Genomic DNA, 18,170 nt, shown 5'->3' on the forward strand with positions numbered 1-18,170 from the left:
CGGGTTCGGTGAACCCGTGGCGCCGTACGGGGTTTTGGCGAACCCCGACGGTGGGTGGGCACGGCCGCCCGGCCCGTTCATGGTGACGTGGTGCTGATGGCAGGCCGACCGGAACAGGTCGGCCGCGATGGCGTGCGTGCTGAAGGCCGGTTACGACCGTCGGCTGTGGTGCACTCCTCGGCCACGGGGCGGGGCCGCGTGTCTTCGCGGCCCCGGCGCGCCGGTACGGCTGACCCGAACTGGCCGGGCGCTACCGAACCTGCGACTCGTGGCGGTGACACCGGAGACGGCCAAGATCCCCCCTCGGGCTGGACGGCTACTGCAGTGCGTCGCTGTACGTAACGGCCACACTAGCGAGCGTCGAGTTGAGTTGTGAAGCGTTTCCTGTCTTTCCTGTCCGATTTTAAGTATCCCAACGTTCGGACTTGGGATTCTTTGAGTCAGCCGTTCTATTTCTGAGAAATACTGAAGACTGGCTGACAGGGCGTCTGATCGAACTCATTGGTATGACTCAAAACAGCAGCTGGCGAGCGTTCCTGACGCTTCATCGGCCCTGCCGGGCAGCTCACCGCCTCGTACTGACGGCCGACCGGCCGGTCGGCAAACGGCTGCCGCCGCGACTGGACCACACCCGGAATCCTGTCTGTTTCCTGTGAAGGACGAGGGGAGTCCGGGTGGCCGGGCGTGGCACGTGGGGTGTGCGCACTGCTGACGCTGTGCAGTTGCCGTGTCTTCGTCAGGTTTACTCGGCTGCGCGCCTGTTTCTGAAGGGATGCTGACAGCCGAGGCCTGCGCCCGGAGCCTGCACGCGGCGGCCCGCGCTCGGGGCCCGCGCTCGAGGCCCGCGCTCGAGGCCCGGGTTCGGGGCCCGAGCTCGGTTCCGGCGCAGGGGGTCGGGTTCAGGCCGTGCGCGCGGCGCGGTGCACCCGCAGGGCCCAGCGCACCAGCGGCACCTGGAGCGGCAGCCGAGCGAGGGTCGCCGCGCGCAGCGGCGCCGGCCGGTGGCGCGCGTCGTAGGCCATCTTGAGGTTGGCCGGGAAGACGGCAACGAAGAATCCCGCCGCCGCCAGCGCGCCGAGCCGCCGCGTGCGCGGTGCGAGGACGGCCGCCCCGACGGCGAGTTCGGCCACGCCGCTGGCGTACGTCCAGGTGCGCGGGCTGCCGGGCAGCGCGCGCGGCACGGTCGCGTCGAACTGCCGGGGTGCGGCGAAGTGGGTGACGCCGGCCCCGATCAGCAGGCCACCGAGGAGCCGGGCGGAGCGCTGCGGAGAAGCGGGCATCGGTGCCTCCAGGGTGGGCGGCGGGTCGGCGGTGGCTCCGCGCGGTCGGGCTCCCGGCCCTTGTTACCGGAGGGTAGACGCTGGGGCCGCCCGGTGGTACCCGGTCAGTGCGCGGAGCTGGGCAGCGGGCGGGCCGGCGGACCGAACTCGCGCAGTGCCTCGTCCACGATGGCCGCCAGCTGGGTGTGGTGGGCGCCCCGCCAGTAGACCTGGCCGCAGTCGGAACAGCGCGCGAACACGTCGTACGAGCGCTCGGTGCCGTCGCGCAACTGCTCCTGCACCGCGTCCTTGGCCGCCTCCCGCAGGGGCCCGTTGCAGGCCGTGCACCTGGTCCACGGCGCCAGCGGAGGCGCGAACCGGGAGAGCACGTCGCGCAGTTGCTCGGCCGGCCGGTGGCTGTACACGTACCCGCCGGCCCACAGCTCGCGGCGGCGCAGCAGCCCCCGGTCGCGCGAGAGCAGCACCCGCCGCTCGGCCGCCGAACGGGCGGCGAGCGCGGCGTCGCCGATGTCCGGGTTCTCGTACGCGGCGTCAACTCCCAGCAGGCGCAGGCGGCGCGCGAGCGTGCCGAGGTGGACGTCGAGCAGGAAGCGCAGCGGCCCGGGGACCTGCTGCGGGCGAGTGACGGCCTGCACGGTGATCCGCTCACCATGCTCGGGCAGGTGCCCGGGTGCCACCGGCCGCCCGTCCGCGAGCAGCGCGCCCACCTCGGTCAGCGGCACGCCGAGCGACTCCACGACGTGCCCGAGGGTCGCGGCGCCGTCGATACGGACCAGCGAGTGCTCCGCGCGGCGCCTCCCTGAGCTGAGGAACAGCCGCAGCTCAGGGGCGACGGTCAGCGAGATCTCGGGATTCTGCACGCTCTCCACACGGCCAGCATGCCAGCGCGGGGGCGGGCGGGGCCAATGGTTTGGGGAGCACCCGGTGCGGCTCGCCCGTCACGCCTCGTCGGCCGCCCGCCGTCCCCAGGCGGTGATCAGCGGAGCGGTCGTGACATCCAGCTCCTCGGCGGCTCCTGCCGCGGCGTCCTCGCCCGGTGTCGCGCTCACCAGCCGGTCCAGGTGACGCTCGATCTCCGCGTCGGTCGCCAGCCCGCCGGCGATCAGCTGCTCGCGCAACTGACGGACCGTCGCCGCCTCCAGGGTCCGGCAGGCCGCCGAGGTGACCGGGAAGTAGCCCTCCGCCCGCACCTCGCGCAGGCCCGCCTCGCGCAGCAGCCCCGGCAGGGTGCGGCCGAAGGCCAGGTCGACGCCGCGCTCGGCCAGCAGCGCGCGAAAGCCGCGCCGGATCCGGTTGGCCAGCTGCTCGGCCGGTCCGCGTTCGTCCGGGCAGGCGAGCGGCTGGAGCGCCGGATCGGCGTCCTCCACCACCAGCCAGCCGCCCGGTCGGACGGCGGCGGCCAACCGCCGCAGCACCTCGGCGCGCTCGGGCAGGTGCACCAGTACCAGGCGGACGTGCACCAGATCGAACGGCCCCGCAGGTGGCGCGTCGCGGACCACGTCGTGGCGGCGCACTTCGATCGGCGCCGACTCCGCGCGCTCCCCCTGAGCGCCCGGCGCCTGCCGACTGTCGGGACCGTCCAGCCCGTCCAGGCCGTCGAGCCAGGAGGTGTCGAGGTCGGTGGCCAGCACCCGCCCGCTCGGCCCGACCCGTTCGGCCAGCGCCAGCGGGAGCGCGGGCCCGCCCGCGCCGACCTCCCAGCAGTGCCAGCCGCGCATCGGCCCCAGCCGCTCCAGGTGCGTGAGCGTCCACGGGTCGAACAGCTCGGCGATCGCGGCGAAGCGCTGCCCCGCCTCGCGCTGCCGGTTGTCGAGCAGGTAGCTGGTGGTGCCGTCGTTCGATGTCAGATCGCTCATGCCCACCATCTTGCCTGCCGCCATCGCGGCGACCACCACCCGGTCGGCCACCAGCATCGGGCCGGCCACCACGCTGACCGCCCGCCAGGTCCACGGTCCGCGTCGCACCGCCCGGTACCGTGGCGGCATGCGCATTGTCATCGCCGGAGGCCACGGTCAGATCGCGCTCCACCTGGAGCACCTGCTCGCCGCTCGCGGGGACCAGCCGGTAGGCCTGATCCGCCGTCCCGAGCAGGCCGACGACCTGAGGCGGCGCGGTGCCGAACCGGTGCTGTTCGACCTGGAGTCGGCCGCACCCGAGCAGCTCGCCAAGATCCTGGACGGCGCCGACGCGGTCGTCTTCGCCGCCGGCGCGGGGCCCGGCAGCGGCGCCGCCCGCAAGGACACCGTCGACCGCGGCGCCGCCGTGCTGCTCGCCGACGCCGCCGAACTGGCGGGCGTGCGGCGCTACCTGATGCTCTCGTCGATGGGCGCGGACGCCCACGCCGGTGACGTCGCGGACCCGGTCTTCGGCGCCTACCTGCGGGCGAAGGGCGCCGCCGACGACAACCTGCGCGCGCGTGCCGCACTGGACTGGACCGTGCTGCGCCCCGGCCGGCTCACCGACGAGCCGGGCACCGGACTGGTCCAGCTGGCCGCGACCACGGGCCGGGGCGCCGTGCCCCGCGAGGACGTGGCGGCCGTGCTCGCGGCTCTCCTGGCCGACCCGGCGCCGCTGGCCCGGCGGACGGTGGAGCTGGTGTCGGGCCCGCTGGACACGGCGGCGGCCATCGCGGCGGCGGCAGCGGGGTAGCCGGTTCGGCTGGTCGCCAGCCGGCGTTGTCCCGCTCGTGACCGCACTCCCGCTCTCCCTCAGGAGTTCTGCGGCTGGTCCGAGTAGCTGAGGTCTCCCACCGTCCAACTGCTCACGCTGTCGATGGCGATGCGGTACATGCCGCCGGTGTGCGGCAGACCGTAGCTGCCCTGCAGGATCCTGGCGAGGTGCAGGTGCAGATGAGCGGGCCGCGCGGCGGTCGCGGTGCCGGACGCGTCCGGCGACGTGGTTCCGTCGGCTTCCGCAGCCATGAACAGCGCCGCGAAGGGCTTCAAGTGCTCGGAGGCGGCCAGGACTTCGGCGACCCGAACACGCCACAGGCGTTCCGGCGCCAGTCGGCCGGTGATCACGGCGCCTGGCACGACCACGGTCAGAGCCATCTGATTGCTGTGCTCGGACTCCACCATCGCGGCGATGTCGACGAGCAGGGCATCGGGGTTCGACATGCCCCGACAATAGTGCCTGCCGCCGCCCGCCCGCGCGGACACCCCTGCCCGCCGCAGGAACGCCTGCGAACTGTGACCAGCCCCGGACCAGCCCCGGACCAGCCCTGGACCAGCCCCGAGCAGGATCGGGCGGCCGATCCAGGCGACCGCCCCAGGGACGGCCACCCGTACCCCGACCCCGAGTTCGCTGTCGGCAGACGCATTCGCGACCGCCGGTGGTGCGGAAGGATTCCGGTATGCAGCCGGTCTTCGTCGCAGCCCGTCAGGGGCAGTCGAAGCGGTGGTCGACGGGGCGGTCGGGGCAGGCACGGCACTCGAAGACGTAGACCCCGCCCGCGTCGCCGAGCATGAGCCCGGCCGCGTCCATGGCCGCCCGGCCGACCTCGCCGCAGGTCTCCTGCCCGTCCACCAGCGTCCGGTCCTCCAGGGGCAGCCAGGCTCGCCAGGCGCCGCCGGAGTACTCCCAGCTGGCGACGGTGAGGAGGTGCGCCATGGGGTCGCCGCAGGTCGGGCAGTCGGGCCAGTCCGGCTCCTGGGTCCAGCCGGGGTAGCCGCCGAGTTTGATGCCCTCGGCGGTGGACAGCTCACCCCAGTAGCTCAGGCCGGTCCGCGCCTCCAACCGGTCGAAGCGGTCCTCCAGCGCGTGGACGAGGTCGAGCGGCAGATCGTTGTTGGGGTACTCCGTGAACGGCTCCGGATGGACCGTGCACGGCCGCGGGACGTAGTGCGGCCGCGCGCCGGCCGGCACGGGTGGCGGGTCGATGACTGCCGCGACGTCGGCGGCCGAGCGCCAGAAGACCTGCGGCCTGGGCTCGCACTCCTCGTGCTCGAAGGGGCACCACAGCACCTGCAGCAGGTCGGTCCGGTCGGGGAACGGGACCTCGGGTGCGTCCTGGCGGTAGAGCTGGACGACCGGGACCAGCGCGCTCCCGCCCGGCGGCGCCTGCTCGTCCCCGGGGCCGTAGTGCCGCTGGACGCAGTGCGGCCACGGCTCGGCGGCGGGCCAGTTGAGCGGGCCGCCCACCGAACTCTCGTGCACCCCGGGAGTTCCCGTGCGCGGATGCAGCCGGGTGGTGGTGCGGCGCAGCGGGACCAGCTCGGGGAAGAGCTGTTCGACGTCCACGGGGCGGGGCGGGGTGTGGCGGGTCATCAAGGCCCTTCAAGAAGGTGACGGGAAGGCGGTGGGCCGGCGGGTCAGTCCAGTTCGAGGACGGGACGGGTGGCGAAGTCCTCGAAAACGGGAGCGGGTGCTCACTCCTGCGGGGCGTGGACGGTCCGGCCGCCGAGCAGGGTGTGGGTCGGGTTGAGGTCGCGGAGCCGGTCGGTGGCGCAGCTGGTGGGGTCGGCGGGCCAGAGGGTGAGGTCGGCCAGGCGCCCGGGGGTGAGGGTGCCGCGCAGGTCGGTCTCGCCGAGCAGCCGGGCGGCGTTGACGGTGTGCAGGGCGACGGCTTCCGCGCGGGTGATGGCGTGCTGGGGGCCGCGCACGCCGGTGACGGTCTGGCGGGTGACCATGCCCCACACCGAGCGCATCGCGCCGTAGGCGCCGACGGGGAAGTCGGAGCCGCCGGTGACGAGGGCGCCCTGGTCGAGCCATTGCCGGGCGGGGAAGAGGCGGTTGACGCGTTCGGGGCCCCAGAAGCCGTCCTCGACCTCGGCGGTGTCGTGCAGCAGCGGCTGCTGGACGGTGACCGGGATGCCCAGCTTCACCGCGCGTTCGCGCTGCTCGGCGTCGGCCAGGCCGCCGTGTTCCATCACCAGGGTGTTGGCGGGCAGGCCGGGGTTGCGTTCCAGGACCCGCTGGTAGGCGTCGAGCAGGGTGCGCACGCCGCGGTCGCCGTAGGCGTGGGTGCCGACCCGCCAGCCGCGCCGGACCACGGCCTCGATCGAGCGGACCAGGGCGTCCGGCTCCCAGGTGAGCGTGCCGTAGAAGTCGCCGTGGTCGCAGTAGGGTTCTTCGGTGGCACCGGCTTCCAGGCCGCCGTCGAGGATGAACTTCACGCCCCAGACGCGCAGTAGCGGGTCGGCGGTGTAGCGCCAGGGGGCCATGCCGTCCAGCAGGTCCTCGACCTGGGCCGGGTCGGTCAGGCCGATCGCCGAGACCAGGGCGCGGATCCGGACGCTCAACGCGCCCTCGTCCCGGGCGGCTTGCAGGACGGCGAGGTCGGGCAGCGGGACCGCGCAGTCGCGCACGGTGCCGATGCCGGTGGCGGCGTAGTCGTGGGAGGCGCGGCGCAGCCCGTCGATCCGGGTGGTCAGGTCCGACGGCGGCAGCAGGTGCTCGACCAGGCCCAGCGCGTTGTCGATCAGCCGCCCGTTGAGGCGGCCGTGCTCGTCGCGGCCGATCACGCCGCCGGGCGGGGTGGGGGAGTCCTCGGTGATGCCCGCCAGGCGCAGGGCGAAGGTGTTGACGACGTCGTTGTGGCCGCCGCGCTTGACCAGGATCGGGTGGCGGTCGCTGGCCCGGTCGAGTTCGGCGGCGGTGGGCATCCGGCGCTCGGCGAGGTTGAGTTCCTGCCAGTTGACGGTGGTGCGGATCCACTGCCCCTCGGGCGTGCTGGCGGCCCGCTGCCGGATCAGGTCGAGGAACTCGGGGATGTTGCGGGCCTGGTGGACCGGCACGTCGTGGGCGGCGAGCCCGGCGAAGATCAGGTGGGTGTGGGTGTCGTCGAAGGCCGGCAGCACGGTGGCGTCGGGCCGGTCGATGACCGTGGTGCGCTCGGTGATCCGACCGTCCAGGCCGTGCGGATCCTCGGACAGCGCGGCGATCCGGTCTCCGACCACCGCCAGCGCCCGCTGCGGCCGCTGCCCGGCCACCAGGGTGTGTACTGCTGCGGCCCGTATCACGACGTCTGCGCCTCGAACTGCCATGATCAACTCCAAATTAGACTAGACGGTCTAATCCAGAGGCTAGCACTGAGAAGCTGTGATGAATACTGTTAGACTGAGCAATCTATTTAGTGGTGGATGTCCGCAGGTCAGCACGGGAGCCCCGATGCCAGCACCCCTCACGCCGCCCGCCCCCGCGGGGCGGCGCAACGCCAAGCAGGACGCGATCCGCCGGGCCGCGATGCGGGTCTTCCTGCGGCACGGTTACGCCGGCACCAGCATCGACGCGATCCTCGCCGAGGCCGGCGTCTCCCGGCAGACCCTCTACAACCACTTCGGCGGCAAGGAGGGGCTCTTCCGCGCCGTCGTCCAGGACGTGCTCGACGAGGTCCTCGACACCCTCGCCGAGCAGGTCGAGGAATCGGCCCTCGGTGAATCCGACGACCTGGAAGCCGACCTCACCCGACTCGGCACCACCTGGGTCCGCGTCATGCTCCAACCCCACGTGCTGGCGCTGCGCCGGCTGATCATCGGCGAGTCCACCACCTTCCCGCACCTCGCCCAGGCCTGGAACGAACGCGGCCCCGAACGCCTCCAGCAGCTCCTGCTGCGCGCCTTCGGCCGCCTCGCCGACCGCGGCCTGCTGCGCCTCGACGACCCCCAGGTCACCGTGATGCTCTACGCCCACAGCATGGTCCTCATCCCCGACCAGGCCATGCTCCAACTCGGCAGCCCGCCCGACCAGGCCACCATCGACCGCTACATCGGCGCGGCGGTCCGGATGTTCCTCGCCCGCTACGCCACGGCCGGGGGCTGACCGCCGGGATCGCGATCCACGGGTGTCACGGCGCCGGGTCGCCGCGTCGGCCGGTCTACGCTGTCACCGTTCGCCAGCCGCCCGCAGAAGGGACAACGCGATGGATCCCGATACCCGGACCAGGGCCGCACTCGAGGAGCACTGGCGCGCCTCGGAACGGGGGGACACCGAAGCCGAGCACGCCATCTACGCCGTGGACGCGATCCTCGACTACCCGCAGTCCGGCGAACGGTTCCGGGGCCGCGCGAAGATCTCGGCGCAGCGCGGCGGGCACCCCGCCGATCGGCACTTCACCGTCCACCGGATCGCCGGCAGCGGGGCCCTGTGGGTGAGCGAGTGCGTCATCACCTACGACGGGGTGCCCAGCTACTCGGTGAGCATGATGGAGTTCGCCGACGGGCAAGTGGTGCACGAGACGCAGTACTTCGCGGACGCCTTCGGTGCGCCTGACTGGCGGACGGCACTCGCGGAGCCGATGCCGGGCAGGGACATCACCAGGGCCTGACCCAGGGGCAGGAGCGGCCCGGCCCCGACCCGCGCGGGCACCCGGGTCGCACCCAGGACCGGGCCAAGGTCCCTGTTCGGCAGGCGCAAGGTCACAGTGCGTCGAGTCGGACGCGGACCGTTTCGAGTTGGGAGATCGCGTCGAGTTCGGTGTACAGGGCGGCGCTCTGCTCCCACTGGTCCTGGGCCATACCGGGATCGCCCATCGCCTGGTGGTCGTCGCCGATTCGCAGGTGGCAGCCCGCCAGTGAGAACCGGTCGCCGATCGTGGCGCAGATCTCGTGGGCCTGCTGGTGGCGGGCGAGTGCCTGGGCGGGGTCCGTTGCGCGTTCGATGTCGCCGAGGCCGTTGAGTGCGACCACCTGGCGGTTCCGGTCGCCGGCGTTGGTGGCCATCGCCAGGGCCTGGTGCAGCATCTGTGCGGCCTCGGCGGGCCGGCCCAGGCGGTGCAGCGACGTACCGAGGTTGGCCAGGGCCCTTCCCTCGGTGACGTGATCGCCGACCTCCCGGGCCAGGGCGAGGGCCTGACGGTGGTACTCCGCCGCCTGCTCGAAGTCCTCCATCTGCTCGCAGGTGGAGCCGAGGTTGTTCAGGACGATCACCTGGCCCGCGCGGTCGCCCGCCGCTCCGTAGGCGGCCATCGCCCGCGTGAGGTGGTCGATGGCTTCCTGATGGCGGCTCAGGTGGGCGTAGGTCACGCCGAGGTTGGTCAGCACCCGGCGCTCTCCGGCCCGGTCCTCGATGTTCCGGAAGTCGAGGAGCGCGGCTTGGAAGCAGTCGATGGCATCCGAGTAGCGGCCCAGCAGCCAGTACGACCCCGCCAGGTTCGTCTGGGCGGTGGCGTGTCCGGCCGAGTTGCCGGTGGTCGTGGTGGATTCGGCGGCCGCGGTGTGGAGGGTCAGGGACTTGCCGTAGTGGCCGTAGTACTCCAGATAGCGGGCGAGGATCGCGGAGAGGTCGCTGCTGTGCCGCGTGGCGGCCGCGGTGGGGTGCGTGCCGGCGGTGATCAGGTTGGTCAGCTCGGTGTCGAGCCAGATCCGGGCGTTCTCCTCGCCGCGCAGCGGGTCAGTGGGCGTCGCGGGCTTCGGGGGATGCGGGCGCCGGTGCGCCTCGTGGGGGTAGAGGATGTCCGCCGCTGCCGCGGCGGTGTGGCTGTAGTAGTCGAAGAGCCGTTCCAGCGCGGCCTGCCTGGTGGCGTCGGACTCCTCGGAGCGGGCGAGACCGTGGGCGTGCTGGCGCAGCAGGTCGTGGAACGTGTAGCGGCCGGCGGACTGCTCGATGAGCAGGTGGTGGTCGTGGAGTTCCTCGACGAGGTCCTCGGTCTCGGTCAGCGGCAGATCCGCGAGGGCCGCCAGGGCGTAGGCGGAGAAGTCGTCGCCCGGGTGCAGTCCCGCGAGGCGGAAGAGCCGCTGCTGGTCGGGGGTCAGGGCGTCGTAGGACACGGCGAAGGCGGCGGCGACGCTCTGGTCCTGAGTCCTGAGCTCGGTGGGCAGGCTGATCCGGTCCTGGAGCCGGGCGAGGAGGTGGGAGGGGGTCCAGGCGCCACGGTGCGCCAGGCGCGCGGCGGTGATGCGAATGGCGAGGGGCAGGTATCCGCAGAGCCTGACGATTTCGGCGACGGCGTCCTCCTGACCGACGATCCGGTCCGGGCCGCAGATCTGGCCGAACAAGGCGGCAGCCGTGTCCGGCTCGAGAACGTTCAGCGAGAGCGCGCCGGCCCCGGCGAGAGCGGGCATCCGGCGCCGCGACGTGACGAAAACCAGGCTGCCGGGGGATCCGGGGAGCAGCGGCCGGACCTGTGCGGCGTCGACGGCGTTGTCCAGGACGATCAGGAGGCGACGTTCGGCGGCCACGCCGCGCCACAGCAGCGCGCGCTCCTCGGGGTCCGAGGGAAGGGTGTCCTCGCTCACCCCGACGGCGCGCAGCAGCCGGGCCAACGCGGTGCCGGGCTCCAGCGGGGTCTGGCCCGGGGTGAAGCCGTGCAGGTCGATGAAGACCTGGCCGTCGGCGTACTGATCGGCCAGGGTGTGGGCGACGTGGACGGCCAGCGCGGTCTTGCCGACCCCGGCCATCCCGTCGATCGCGGAGATCACGACGGCGCTCGTCGCCGGGGCGGCCGCAGCCGCCAACAGGCGATCCGTTTCCGGGCCGCGGCCGGTGAAGTCGGCCACGTCTCGCGGGAGGCTGTTGCGGGGCGTGTACCCGGCCGGAGCATTCCCGGTCGTCCCGGTCGTCCCGGTCGTCCCGGTCGTCCCGGTCGTCTCGGCCGTCTCGGTGGTCGAGGCCCCGGAGCCCGGCTCGTTGCCGCCGTGTCCAGTGCCCGCGATCCGGCCCGGTGCCGTCCCGCGGCTCTCGGACTGCCCCGCCGACTCGAGCAGCGAGGGGTCCGCGGCGAGGATCCGCAGCTGGAGATCCGTGACCTGCGCCGAGGGCTCGACCCCGAGTTCCGCGACCAGACGCCGGCGCAGTTCCTGGTAGACCGCGAGAGCTTCGGCCTGGCGATCGGCACCGTACAGCGCCAGCATCAGCTGCCCGTGCAGCGCCTCCCGCAGCGGGTGGGACCGGGTGAGCCCGCGGAGTTCGGCGACCAGCTCCCGGTGCCGACCCAGCCGCAGGTCCGCGTCGACACGGTCCTGCCAAGCCTTCATGCGGACCTCGTCGAGCTGGTGAGCCCGCGCGGCGCCGTCCACGCAGGGTGGCAGGTCGGCGAACGGCGCGCCGCGCCACAGGTCCAGTGCGGTGCTCAGGGTCTGCCGCGCCGTCGCAACCTCACCCGCACGCAACTGCTCCGCGCCGAGCCGGCACCCCTCGAGGAACACCTCCACGTCCAGCTCACCTGGATGCGTCGTGATGAGGTAGCCCGGCGCCACGGTGCGCAGCCGCAGCCCCTTGTCGTCACCGAGCGTCCGTCGCAGGCGCAGTATGTGATTGCGCAGGCTCGCGGTGGCGGTGGACGGACGATGCTCGCCCCACACCGCCGACGCCAGTTGCTCCGTCGACACGACCCGGTTCGCGTTCACCAACAGCATCACCAGCGCGGCGCGCGGACCGTCCGAGGGCAACACCACCTTGCCGTCCGGGAGGGTGACGTTCACCGGCCCCAGCAGATTGAAACGCACGGGGTCAGGACGCTCGCTCATTGTTCTCGTTCCAAGGCACGGATGTTGCGGTGATCTTACAGTCGACACACGCACTGCGGACAACGTCCTGGACGCCACGAACCGTGCGCCCGGGGACCAGGCCGTGACACCGGTCCCTTGCGCGTGAGCCGCCGGAGCAGGATGCCGACCGGCGACCTGTCGGACAGGCCTGGGCGACCCCTAGACCGGGTACTCGTACGCGACGGTCACGGGAGCGTGGTCGGACCAGCGCTCGGCGTGGGTCGCCGCCCTCTCGGTCTCGGCCCGGACCGCCCGTTCGGCCAGTCCCGCTGTCGCGCACTGCAGGTCGATCCGCCAGCCCGAGTCGTTGTCGAACGCGCGCCCCCGGTACGACCACCACGAGTACGGCCCCGCCTGGTCCGGGTGCAGCCGGCGGACCACGTCGACGTAGCCGGCCTCGTCCAGGACCCGGGTGAGCCAGGCGCGCTCCTCGGGCAGGAAGCCGGCGGACTTCTGGTTGGCCTTCCAGTTCTTGAGGTCGGCCTCCTGGTGGGCGATGTTCCAGTCACCGCAGACCACCACCTCGCGGCCCTCGGCGGCGGCGCGGGTGCGCAGGGCGGTCAGGTGGGTGAGGAACTCGGCCATGAAGCGTTCCTTCTCCTCCTGGCGCTCGGTGCCGACCTCGCCGGAGGGGAGGTAGAGGCTGGCCACGGTCAGGCCGGGGAGGTCGATCTCGAGGTAGCGGCCCGAGGCGTCGAACTCGGCCGAACCGAATCCGATCCGGGTGCGCTGCGGCTCGGCCCGCGACAGCACGGCCACCCCGGCCCTGCCCTTCGCGGCGGCCGGCGCCCAGTAAGCGTGCCAGCCGGCCAACTCGCGCAGCTCGGGCGGAAGCTGGTCGCTCTCGGCGCGAACCTCCTGGAGGCAGACGACGTCCGCCTCGGTGGCCGCGAGCCACTCGACGAAGCCCTTCTTCGCGGCGGCTCGGATCCCGTTGACGTTGGCAGTGGTTACGACGATCACCGGGGCAGCCTACCGGGCGCCGCGCGCCGCCCGGTCAAGGACTCGTCATTGGTCTTGACCATCTTCCGGCGGACCACCTAGGGTCACTTACTGCAAAGACCTTTAATAAAGAAGGACGGATAAAGTCCGCGTCCTCACCTGGCACGCCTGCCGGGCCACGGCCGGAGCCCATCCAGTTCCTTCAGGATGCCGGCGGTCCCGTCCACAGCGGTCGACGGTCGGACAGGGCGGAGGACACGGTGGGGACAGCTCAGCTCGCGGCGGTACCGGAGCCGAAGTACTGGCACCTGCGCACGGTGCTGCTGCGCGCCATCGACTCGGAGTTCGCCACCGGCCAGGTGATCCCCAACGAGCGTGAGCTGTCCGCCCGTTTCGGGGTGGCCAGGGCCACCCTGCGGCAGGCCCTGGACCAGCTGGAGCTGGAGGGCCGGCTGGTCCGCCGCCGTGGCATCGGCACCCTGGTCGCGGCCCCGCGGGTCGGGGTGCCGGTCAGCCGGCGCGAGGAGGGCGAGGCCTGGCAGCCCGTCGACTGCGTGACCGCTCCGGCCGCCGACAAGCTCGCCGGGGCGCTCGGCGTCCCGGCCGGCGAGCTGGTGCACACGGTGCGCCGGGTGCGGGTCGAGCAGGGGCAGACGGTGGCCACCGAGTCCCTGCACGTGCCGGACCGCTCGCTGGAGCAGGTCCCCGAGATCCGGCTGTCGGGTGCGGCCCTCACGGGGGAGGAGCAGGCCCGAGCGGTGCTGCGCCGACTCGAGCGGCTGACCATGGACGGCGAGTCGCGGGCCGTCGAACTCGGCGTCGCCGAGGCCGAGGAGGCCGCGCTGCTGCAGCGCCCGCCGGGTACCCCGGTGCTGGTGGTCACCACCCAGTTCGCCGCCGGCGGGCGGCTGGCAGCCCTCGCGGTCTCCACCTACCGCGCCGACACCTGCCGGCTCACCTTCGGTGAGACCGGTCTGGTGGAGGTCCGGCCGGCGGCGCCGGTCCGTACCGCCTCCTGAGCTTCTTCGCGCCGGGCGAGGCCCGGTCCCCGCAGCCGCGGGGACCGGGCCTCGCCCGTTTTCCGGTGCGGTACGCCCCTCGGGTCCGAGCAGCGTCAGCTGCTCATCGCCGTGCTCAGGCTGAGCTCGCCCGTGGCGTCCAGGTCGGCGCCCACCGCCGCCAGCTTGCCGCGGATCGCGGTGACCGCGTCCTCGCCCAGCGCCAGCCGCAGCTGGTGACCTGCACGATCGTCCCGCTGCGTTGGGCTCGCAGGTGCGGCAGCACCAGGCGGGTGAGCCGCAGCGCACCGAAGAACATCACCTCCATCGCGGCGCGCAGCTCTTCCTCGCTGGTCTCCTCGATGGAGCCGACGTGTCCGTACCCCGCGTTGTTGACCAGTACGTCGATCCGGCCGTGCGCTTCGATCGGTGCTCTTCACCGCCTGCGCGCACTGCTCGGCATCGGTCACGTCCAGTCGCACCGGCGTGATCCGCCCCGGGAACTCGGCCGCCAGCGCATCGATGCTCTCCGGCCGTCGCACGGCGGCGATCACGATGTCGCCGGCCGTCAGCGCGGCCCGTGCGAAGGCGGCCCCGAGCCCGCTGTTGGCGCCCGTGATCAGCCAACGGCGGGCGCGGTCTGTGTTCTGACGGTCCGTCATGAGAATTGCCCCTCGGTTGGTCGAAATTGAGTCGACCCTAGTGCCGCGCCAGGCAGCCTTTGCCCGTCAAGGAGCGGCGTCCGGTGCGTGCTATCGGCGTGCCGGCCGGAAGTCCTCGTACTGGACGTACTTGGGCTTTCGGCCGGTGCGGCGAGAGTGCGTGCCGGACGTCGCGACGGGGCGAAGGCTGCCTGACGCGGCACTGGCTGCCGCCCACCGCCTTGCTGACGGGCGGTCAGCTCACCGGGGAGCCGGCCGTCAGTGCCTGGTGCCCGGCTGGTCCACCGCGAACAGCTGCTCCTCGACCTGGTCCAGCGCCACCCGCAGCGCCCCGAGCGCCACCACGTCCTCGCCCAGGGTCGACAGCGCCACCTCCGGCGCGCGCAGGGTGTAGAGCGCCAGTTGCTCGCGCAGCGGCTCCAGCACGTCGTCCAGGCCGGCCGCCCAGCCGCCGATCACCACCAGCTGCGGGTCGATCGCCAGGACCAGGGCCGCCACGTCGTGCACCAGGCGCCGCAGGAAGCGGTCCATCGCGACCCGGGCCACCTCGTCGCCCTCCCGGGCCAGGGTGAGCACCCGGGCCACGGCCGCCTCGTCCAGCGGGTCCAGCGGTGTGCCGCTGGTGGAGAGCAGGCGTTCGGGGGTGGCCTCCTGGCCGAGCAGGTGCAGCGCGCCGATCTCGCCGGCCGCGCCGCCGAAGCCGCGGTGCAACCGGCCGTTGATCAGCGAGCCGGCCCCGGGGCTCAGGCCGGCCAGCACGAAGACCACGTCGCCCATGCCCACCGCCACGCCCTGCCAGTGCTCGGCGATGGCGGCCAGGTTGGCGTCGTTCTCGATCAGTACGGGGCAGCGGAACGAGCGGCGCAGCCGGGCGCCGAGGTCCAGGCCGGTCCAGCCGGGCATCGCGGTCCCCAGGCGCACCGAGCCGTCCCGGTCCACGATGCCGGGGCTGCCGACGCCCACCGCCCACAGGCTGTCCCGGGAGACCCCGGCCTTGCGCAGCACCTCGGCGACGGCGCCGCGCACCGCGCCCAGGCGCTCCTCGGCCTCGAGCGTCTCGTCGACGGGACGGGCGTGGCTCTCCACCTGGCGGCCGGTGAGGTCGGCGAGTACCACGCGGATCGCGTGCACCCCGATCTCGATGCCCAGGGTGTGCCCGGCCTCGGCGCGGAAGCGGAACCAGCGGGCGGGGCGACCGCGCTGGCGTCCGTTCTCCTGCGCCTGCTCCACCTCGGCGACCAGTCCGGACTCGACCAGGCCCTCGATCACGCCCTCGACGGTGGGTCGGGACAGCCCGGTCTCGCCGACCAGCTGGGTGAGGGTGACGGCCTGTCCGTCGCGCAGTGAGCGCAGGGTGACCGCGGCGTTGATCCGACGCAGCAGGGAGGAGTCCCCTCCGGTGAGCCGATCCGCCAAGACACTGCCTTTCCGCGTTCGCGCGACTGCAGTGGCGCGCGATGACAAGTGCGCGGAGGCGTCCGGTCGCCCCACCGCACGGGCCGCCCGGCGGCGCCACTGCGGTGTGTCGCACGCCGGAGGGCGTCAGCCGGATCGTACCCGCGAGGCATCGTGCCCGCGAGTAAATGCGCAGCTCATGACCGGTTCGAGATCGAAAGTTGACCTAGCCTCCGCCCGGCGGCCGGCTGCGGGCGGGCGTTCCGGGGTGCGCCCGGTTGACGAATTGTCAAGGTGGGCGGCCCGGTGCACTAGGGTCTGCTCACCAGCGCGAAGGCCGGCAGCGCAGAGGTCGGCAGCGTGAAGGTCGGCAGCGTGAAGGCCACCGGAGATCACCGGCGCGAAGGCCACCCCCCATCACGAGCAGAGGAGTGCACCATGTCCGATCTCGTCACCGTCCAGGCCCAGCACGAGGCCGCGGCCCGCGCGGAGTTCGTGCGGGCGCAGACCCGCCTGTCGCCGGTCCCGTTCGTGCCGGAGCTCAGCCTGCACCTGGCGGACGAGGCGATCGAGCTGTGGGAGCGGACCGAGTCCGAGCGCGGCGAGATCGGCCTGCCTCCGCCGTTCTGGGCCTTCGCCTGGGCCGGCGGCCTCGGAGTCGCCCGATATGTCCTGGATCATCCTGAACTGGTGACGGGGCGGGCCGTGCTGGACCTGGCGGCGGGCTCGGGGCTGGTCGGGGTGGCGGCGGCGCTGCGCGGGGCGGGCTCGGTGCGGGCGGCCGAGATCGACGCCTACGCGGTGGCGGCGATCGGGCTCAACGCGGCCGCCAACCAGGTGCGGATCACGGCCGAGTGCGCGGACCTGCTGGACGGCGACGGTGGACCGGCCGAGGTGGTGCTGGCCGGCGACGTCTTCTACGAGCGGTCGATGGCCGCCCGGTTCCTGCCGTTCCTGGAGCGCGCCCACGCCCGCGGCGCGCTGGTGCTGGTGGGCGACCCCGGGCGGGCGTACCTGCCGCGTGAGCGGTTCACGGCCCTCGCCGAGTACGACGTGCCGGTGCTGGCGGACCTGGAGGACCGCGCCGTCAAGCGCACCACGGTGTGGCGGCTGTCCAGCAGCTGAAATGCGCTGAGGCCGCCCTGGGCGGGCTGATAGGACGACGGGATGACCGATCTGATCATCCGCCCGGCGCTCGCCGCCGAGATCCCAGCCCTGCTCGCCTTCTGGTCCCGCGCGGCCGAGGGCACCAGCATCACCGACGACCCGGCCGGCCTGGCCCGCCTGCTCGACCGCGACCCCGAGGCGCTGATCGTCGCCGAACGCGACGGCGCGCTGGCCGGCACCGTGATCGCGGGCTGGGACGGCTGGCGCGCCAGCCTCTACCGCCTCGCGGTCGATCCGCGGCTGCGCCGCCAGGGCATCGGTGCCGCGCTGCTGGCGGCGGCCGAGGAGCGGTTCGCCGCGCTGGGCGGTCGCCGCGCCGACGCGATGGTGCTGGTCGAGAACGAGCTGGGGCAGCACGCCTGGCAGGCCGCCGGGTACCGGAGCGAGGAGCAGTGGCGCCGCTGGGTCAAGCCGCTGCCCCGCTAGAGCCCGCCCGGCTACCCGGCTGCCCCGCTAGAGCCCGCCCGGCTACCCGGCTACCCGGCTGCCCCGCTAGAGCCCGCCCGGCTACCCGGCTGCCCGGCTACCCGACTACCCGGCGAACGGGACGGCGAACGCCTGTGTGAACGCCGCCGCGTCCCACCGCCCGCCGAGGGCCGGCGCCAGCGAGACGGCGGCCAGCTCGGTGAACCCCGGGCCGGCCGCCGGAGCGCCGGTCGGCAGCGCGCCGAGCAGCGGGGCGCCGGCGGCCACCGGCAGGTCGGCCAGGTTGCAGCGGGTGGCCAGATCCGGCTCACTCGGCCAACTGCCGATCACCACACCGGCGGTGGCCACCTTGCGGGCCCGCAGCGCCTCGGCGGTCAGGGTCACCGTGTTGAGCGTGCCGAGCCCGGGGTGGGCGACCAGCAGCAGCTCGGCGCCGGTCACCGACTGCGCCAGGTCGGCCAGGGTCAGCCCCTCGGCGTCGTAGCGCACCAGCAGGCCGCCCGCGCCCTCGACCAGCACCAGATCGTGACTGTCCGTCAGGTCATCGACCGCATCGATGAACTGAGGGATCGTCAGAAACGGCATCCCGGACCGCAGGGCGGCCCGCTCGGGGGAGAGCGGCTCCGGGTAGCGGACCAGCTCACGGGTGGTCAGCGGCGCGCCGCCGAGCAGTCGGGCCACCTCCTCGGCGTCCCCCGGCTCGCCCGGCGCGACGCCGGTCTGGCCCGGCTTCAGTACCGCCGTGCGCAGGCCGGCGCGAACCGCCAGCGCGGCCACCGCCGCGGTCACGGCGGTCTTGCCGACCTCGGTGTTGGTGCCGGTCACGAACAGCACCCGACTCATACGAGAACTCCAGTCACTTCAGTCACTTCAGCT

General features: G+C 73.2%; 17 protein-coding genes. 6 read left to right on the forward strand and 11 right to left on the reverse strand.

Annotated features, from left to right (window positions below; genetic code table 11):
- Window positions 1-899: 899 nt before the first annotated feature.
- From OG403_RS33175 to OG403_RS33185, 3 genes are all read right to left on the reverse strand, one after another.
- Complete coding sequence (locus tag OG403_RS33175) at window positions 900-1,280, reverse strand: DoxX family protein (protein WP_329570994.1); 381 nt, start codon at window positions 1,278-1,280, stop codon at window positions 900-902.
- A 104-nt stretch (window positions 1,281-1,384) separates the two neighbouring features.
- Window positions 1,385-2,140: a Mut7-C RNAse domain-containing protein gene (locus OG403_RS33180; protein WP_329572692.1), complete on the reverse strand. Its 756-nt coding sequence runs from the start codon at window positions 2,138-2,140 to the stop codon at window positions 1,385-1,387.
- Window positions 2,141-2,218: 78 nt separating this feature from the next.
- A complete protein-coding gene (locus OG403_RS33185; RefSeq protein ID WP_329572694.1) occupies window positions 2,219-3,136 on the reverse strand; it encodes a class I SAM-dependent methyltransferase in 918 nt (305 codons plus the stop codon).
- Window positions 3,137-3,263: 127 nt separating this feature from the next.
- Here OG403_RS33185 and OG403_RS33190 point away from each other — a divergent pair, with 127 nt between their 5' ends.
- Entirely contained in the window at window positions 3,264-3,929 is a 666-nt protein-coding gene (locus tag OG403_RS33190; protein ID WP_329570995.1) for an NAD(P)H-binding protein, read from the forward strand.
- Between the two features lie 59 nt (window positions 3,930-3,988).
- Here the strand turns inward: OG403_RS33190 and OG403_RS33195 are convergent, their stop codons facing one another.
- The 3 genes from OG403_RS33195 to OG403_RS33205 form a co-directional block, all read right to left on the reverse strand.
- Complete coding sequence (locus OG403_RS33195) at window positions 3,989-4,396, reverse strand: hypothetical protein (protein ID WP_329570997.1); 408 nt, start codon at window positions 4,394-4,396, stop codon at window positions 3,989-3,991.
- Window positions 4,397-4,658: 262 nt separating this feature from the next.
- Window positions 4,659-5,546 carry a DUF1963 domain-containing protein gene (locus OG403_RS33200; RefSeq protein WP_329570999.1) on the reverse strand — a complete coding sequence of 296 codons (888 nt, stop codon included), beginning with the start codon at window positions 5,544-5,546 and terminating at the stop codon, window positions 4,659-4,661.
- A gap of 101 nt (window positions 5,547-5,647) precedes the next feature.
- The gene (locus tag OG403_RS33205) at window positions 5,648-7,264 is read right to left on the reverse strand and encodes an amidohydrolase (protein ID WP_329571001.1); all 1,617 of its coding nucleotides are present in this window, start codon (window positions 7,262-7,264) and stop codon (window positions 5,648-5,650) included.
- Between the two features lie 124 nt (window positions 7,265-7,388).
- Between OG403_RS33205 and OG403_RS33210 the strand changes: the two genes are divergently transcribed.
- Both OG403_RS33210 and OG403_RS33215 read left to right on the forward strand, forming a co-directional pair.
- A complete protein-coding gene (locus OG403_RS33210; protein WP_329571003.1) occupies window positions 7,389-8,039 on the forward strand; it encodes a TetR/AcrR family transcriptional regulator in 651 nt (216 codons plus the stop codon).
- A 100-nt stretch (window positions 8,040-8,139) separates the two neighbouring features.
- Window positions 8,140-8,544, forward strand: a complete 405-nt coding sequence (locus OG403_RS33215) for a nuclear transport factor 2 family protein (protein WP_329571005.1) — start codon at window positions 8,140-8,142, stop codon at window positions 8,542-8,544.
- 91 nt (window positions 8,545-8,635) lie between these two features.
- Here the strand turns inward: OG403_RS33215 and OG403_RS33220 are convergent, their stop codons facing one another.
- Both OG403_RS33220 and OG403_RS33225 read right to left on the reverse strand, forming a co-directional pair.
- Entirely contained in the window at window positions 8,636-11,662 is a 3,027-nt protein-coding gene (locus OG403_RS33220) for an AfsR/SARP family transcriptional regulator (RefSeq protein WP_329571007.1), read from the reverse strand.
- 201 nt (window positions 11,663-11,863) lie between these two features.
- Window positions 11,864-12,667, reverse strand: coding sequence for an exodeoxyribonuclease III (locus OG403_RS33225; protein ID WP_329571008.1), 804 nt, complete (start codon window positions 12,665-12,667; stop codon window positions 11,864-11,866).
- A gap of 239 nt (window positions 12,668-12,906) precedes the next feature.
- Between OG403_RS33225 and OG403_RS33230 the strand changes: the two genes are divergently transcribed.
- On the forward strand, window positions 12,907-13,665 hold the full coding sequence (locus OG403_RS33230; RefSeq protein WP_329571010.1) for a GntR family transcriptional regulator: 759 nt from the start codon (window positions 12,907-12,909) through the stop codon (window positions 13,663-13,665).
- 95 nt (window positions 13,666-13,760) lie between these two features.
- Here OG403_RS33230 and OG403_RS33235 read toward each other — a convergent pair whose 3' ends face one another.
- A complete protein-coding gene (locus tag OG403_RS33235; protein ID WP_329571012.1) occupies window positions 13,761-14,306 on the reverse strand; it encodes an SDR family NAD(P)-dependent oxidoreductase in 546 nt (181 codons plus the stop codon).
- 258 nt (window positions 14,307-14,564) lie between these two features.
- Window positions 14,565-15,722 carry an ROK family protein gene (locus OG403_RS33240; protein WP_329571014.1) on the reverse strand — a complete coding sequence of 386 codons (1,158 nt, stop codon included), beginning with the start codon at window positions 15,720-15,722 and terminating at the stop codon, window positions 14,565-14,567.
- Between the two features lie 417 nt (window positions 15,723-16,139).
- On the opposite strand from OG403_RS33240, the gene OG403_RS33245 reads away from it, so the two are divergent.
- Both OG403_RS33245 and OG403_RS33250 read left to right on the forward strand, forming a co-directional pair.
- Window positions 16,140-16,826 (forward strand): class I SAM-dependent methyltransferase, encoded by a 687-nt coding sequence (locus OG403_RS33245; RefSeq protein ID WP_329571016.1) that lies wholly within the window; start codon window positions 16,140-16,142, stop codon window positions 16,824-16,826.
- A gap of 42 nt (window positions 16,827-16,868) precedes the next feature.
- Complete coding sequence (locus tag OG403_RS33250; protein WP_329571018.1) at window positions 16,869-17,294, forward strand: GNAT family N-acetyltransferase; 426 nt, start codon at window positions 16,869-16,871, stop codon at window positions 17,292-17,294.
- A 105-nt stretch (window positions 17,295-17,399) separates the two neighbouring features.
- Here OG403_RS33250 and bioD read toward each other — a convergent pair whose 3' ends face one another.
- Complete coding sequence (bioD, locus tag OG403_RS33255; protein ID WP_329571020.1) at window positions 17,400-18,137, reverse strand: dethiobiotin synthase; 738 nt, start codon at window positions 18,135-18,137, stop codon at window positions 17,400-17,402.
- Window positions 18,138-18,170: the final 33 nt, after the last annotated feature.

Origin of the sequence: Kitasatospora sp. NBC_01266 (assembly GCF_036242395.1) — a bacterium.
GTDB lineage: Bacteria > Actinomycetota > Actinomycetes > Streptomycetales > Streptomycetaceae > Kitasatospora.

Excerpts from the sequence above, each read along its gene's own strand:
- OG403_RS33175 (WP_329570994.1), bottom strand. The coding sequence starts at position 1,280 with ATGCCCGCTTCTCCGCAGCGCTCCGCCCGGCTCCTCGGTGGCCTGCTG.
- OG403_RS33185 (WP_329572694.1), bottom strand. The coding sequence starts at position 3,136 with ATGAGCGATCTGACATCGAACGACGGCACCACCAGCTACCTGCTCGAC.
- OG403_RS33190 (WP_329570995.1), top strand. The coding sequence starts at position 3,264 with ATGCGCATTGTCATCGCCGGAGGCCACGGTCAGATCGCGCTCCACCTG.
- OG403_RS33195 (WP_329570997.1), bottom strand. The coding sequence starts at position 4,396 with ATGTCGAACCCCGATGCCCTGCTCGTCGACATCGCCGCGATGGTGGAG.
- OG403_RS33200 (WP_329570999.1), bottom strand. The coding sequence starts at position 5,546 with ATGACCCGCCACACCCCGCCCCGCCCCGTGGACGTCGAACAGCTCTTC.
- OG403_RS33205 (WP_329571001.1), bottom strand. The coding sequence starts at position 7,264 with ATGGCAGTTCGAGGCGCAGACGTCGTGATACGGGCCGCAGCAGTACAC.
- OG403_RS33210 (WP_329571003.1), top strand. The coding sequence starts at position 7,389 with ATGCCAGCACCCCTCACGCCGCCCGCCCCCGCGGGGCGGCGCAACGCC.
- OG403_RS33215 (WP_329571005.1), top strand. The coding sequence starts at position 8,140 with ATGGATCCCGATACCCGGACCAGGGCCGCACTCGAGGAGCACTGGCGC.
- OG403_RS33235 (WP_329571012.1), bottom strand. The coding sequence starts at position 14,306 with ATGACGGACCGTCAGAACACAGACCGCGCCCGCCGTTGGCTGATCACG.
- OG403_RS33245 (WP_329571016.1), top strand. The coding sequence starts at position 16,140 with ATGTCCGATCTCGTCACCGTCCAGGCCCAGCACGAGGCCGCGGCCCGC.
- OG403_RS33250 (WP_329571018.1), top strand. The coding sequence starts at position 16,869 with ATGACCGATCTGATCATCCGCCCGGCGCTCGCCGCCGAGATCCCAGCC.
- bioD (WP_329571020.1), bottom strand. The coding sequence starts at position 18,137 with ATGAGTCGGGTGCTGTTCGTGACCGGCACCAACACCGAGGTCGGCAAG.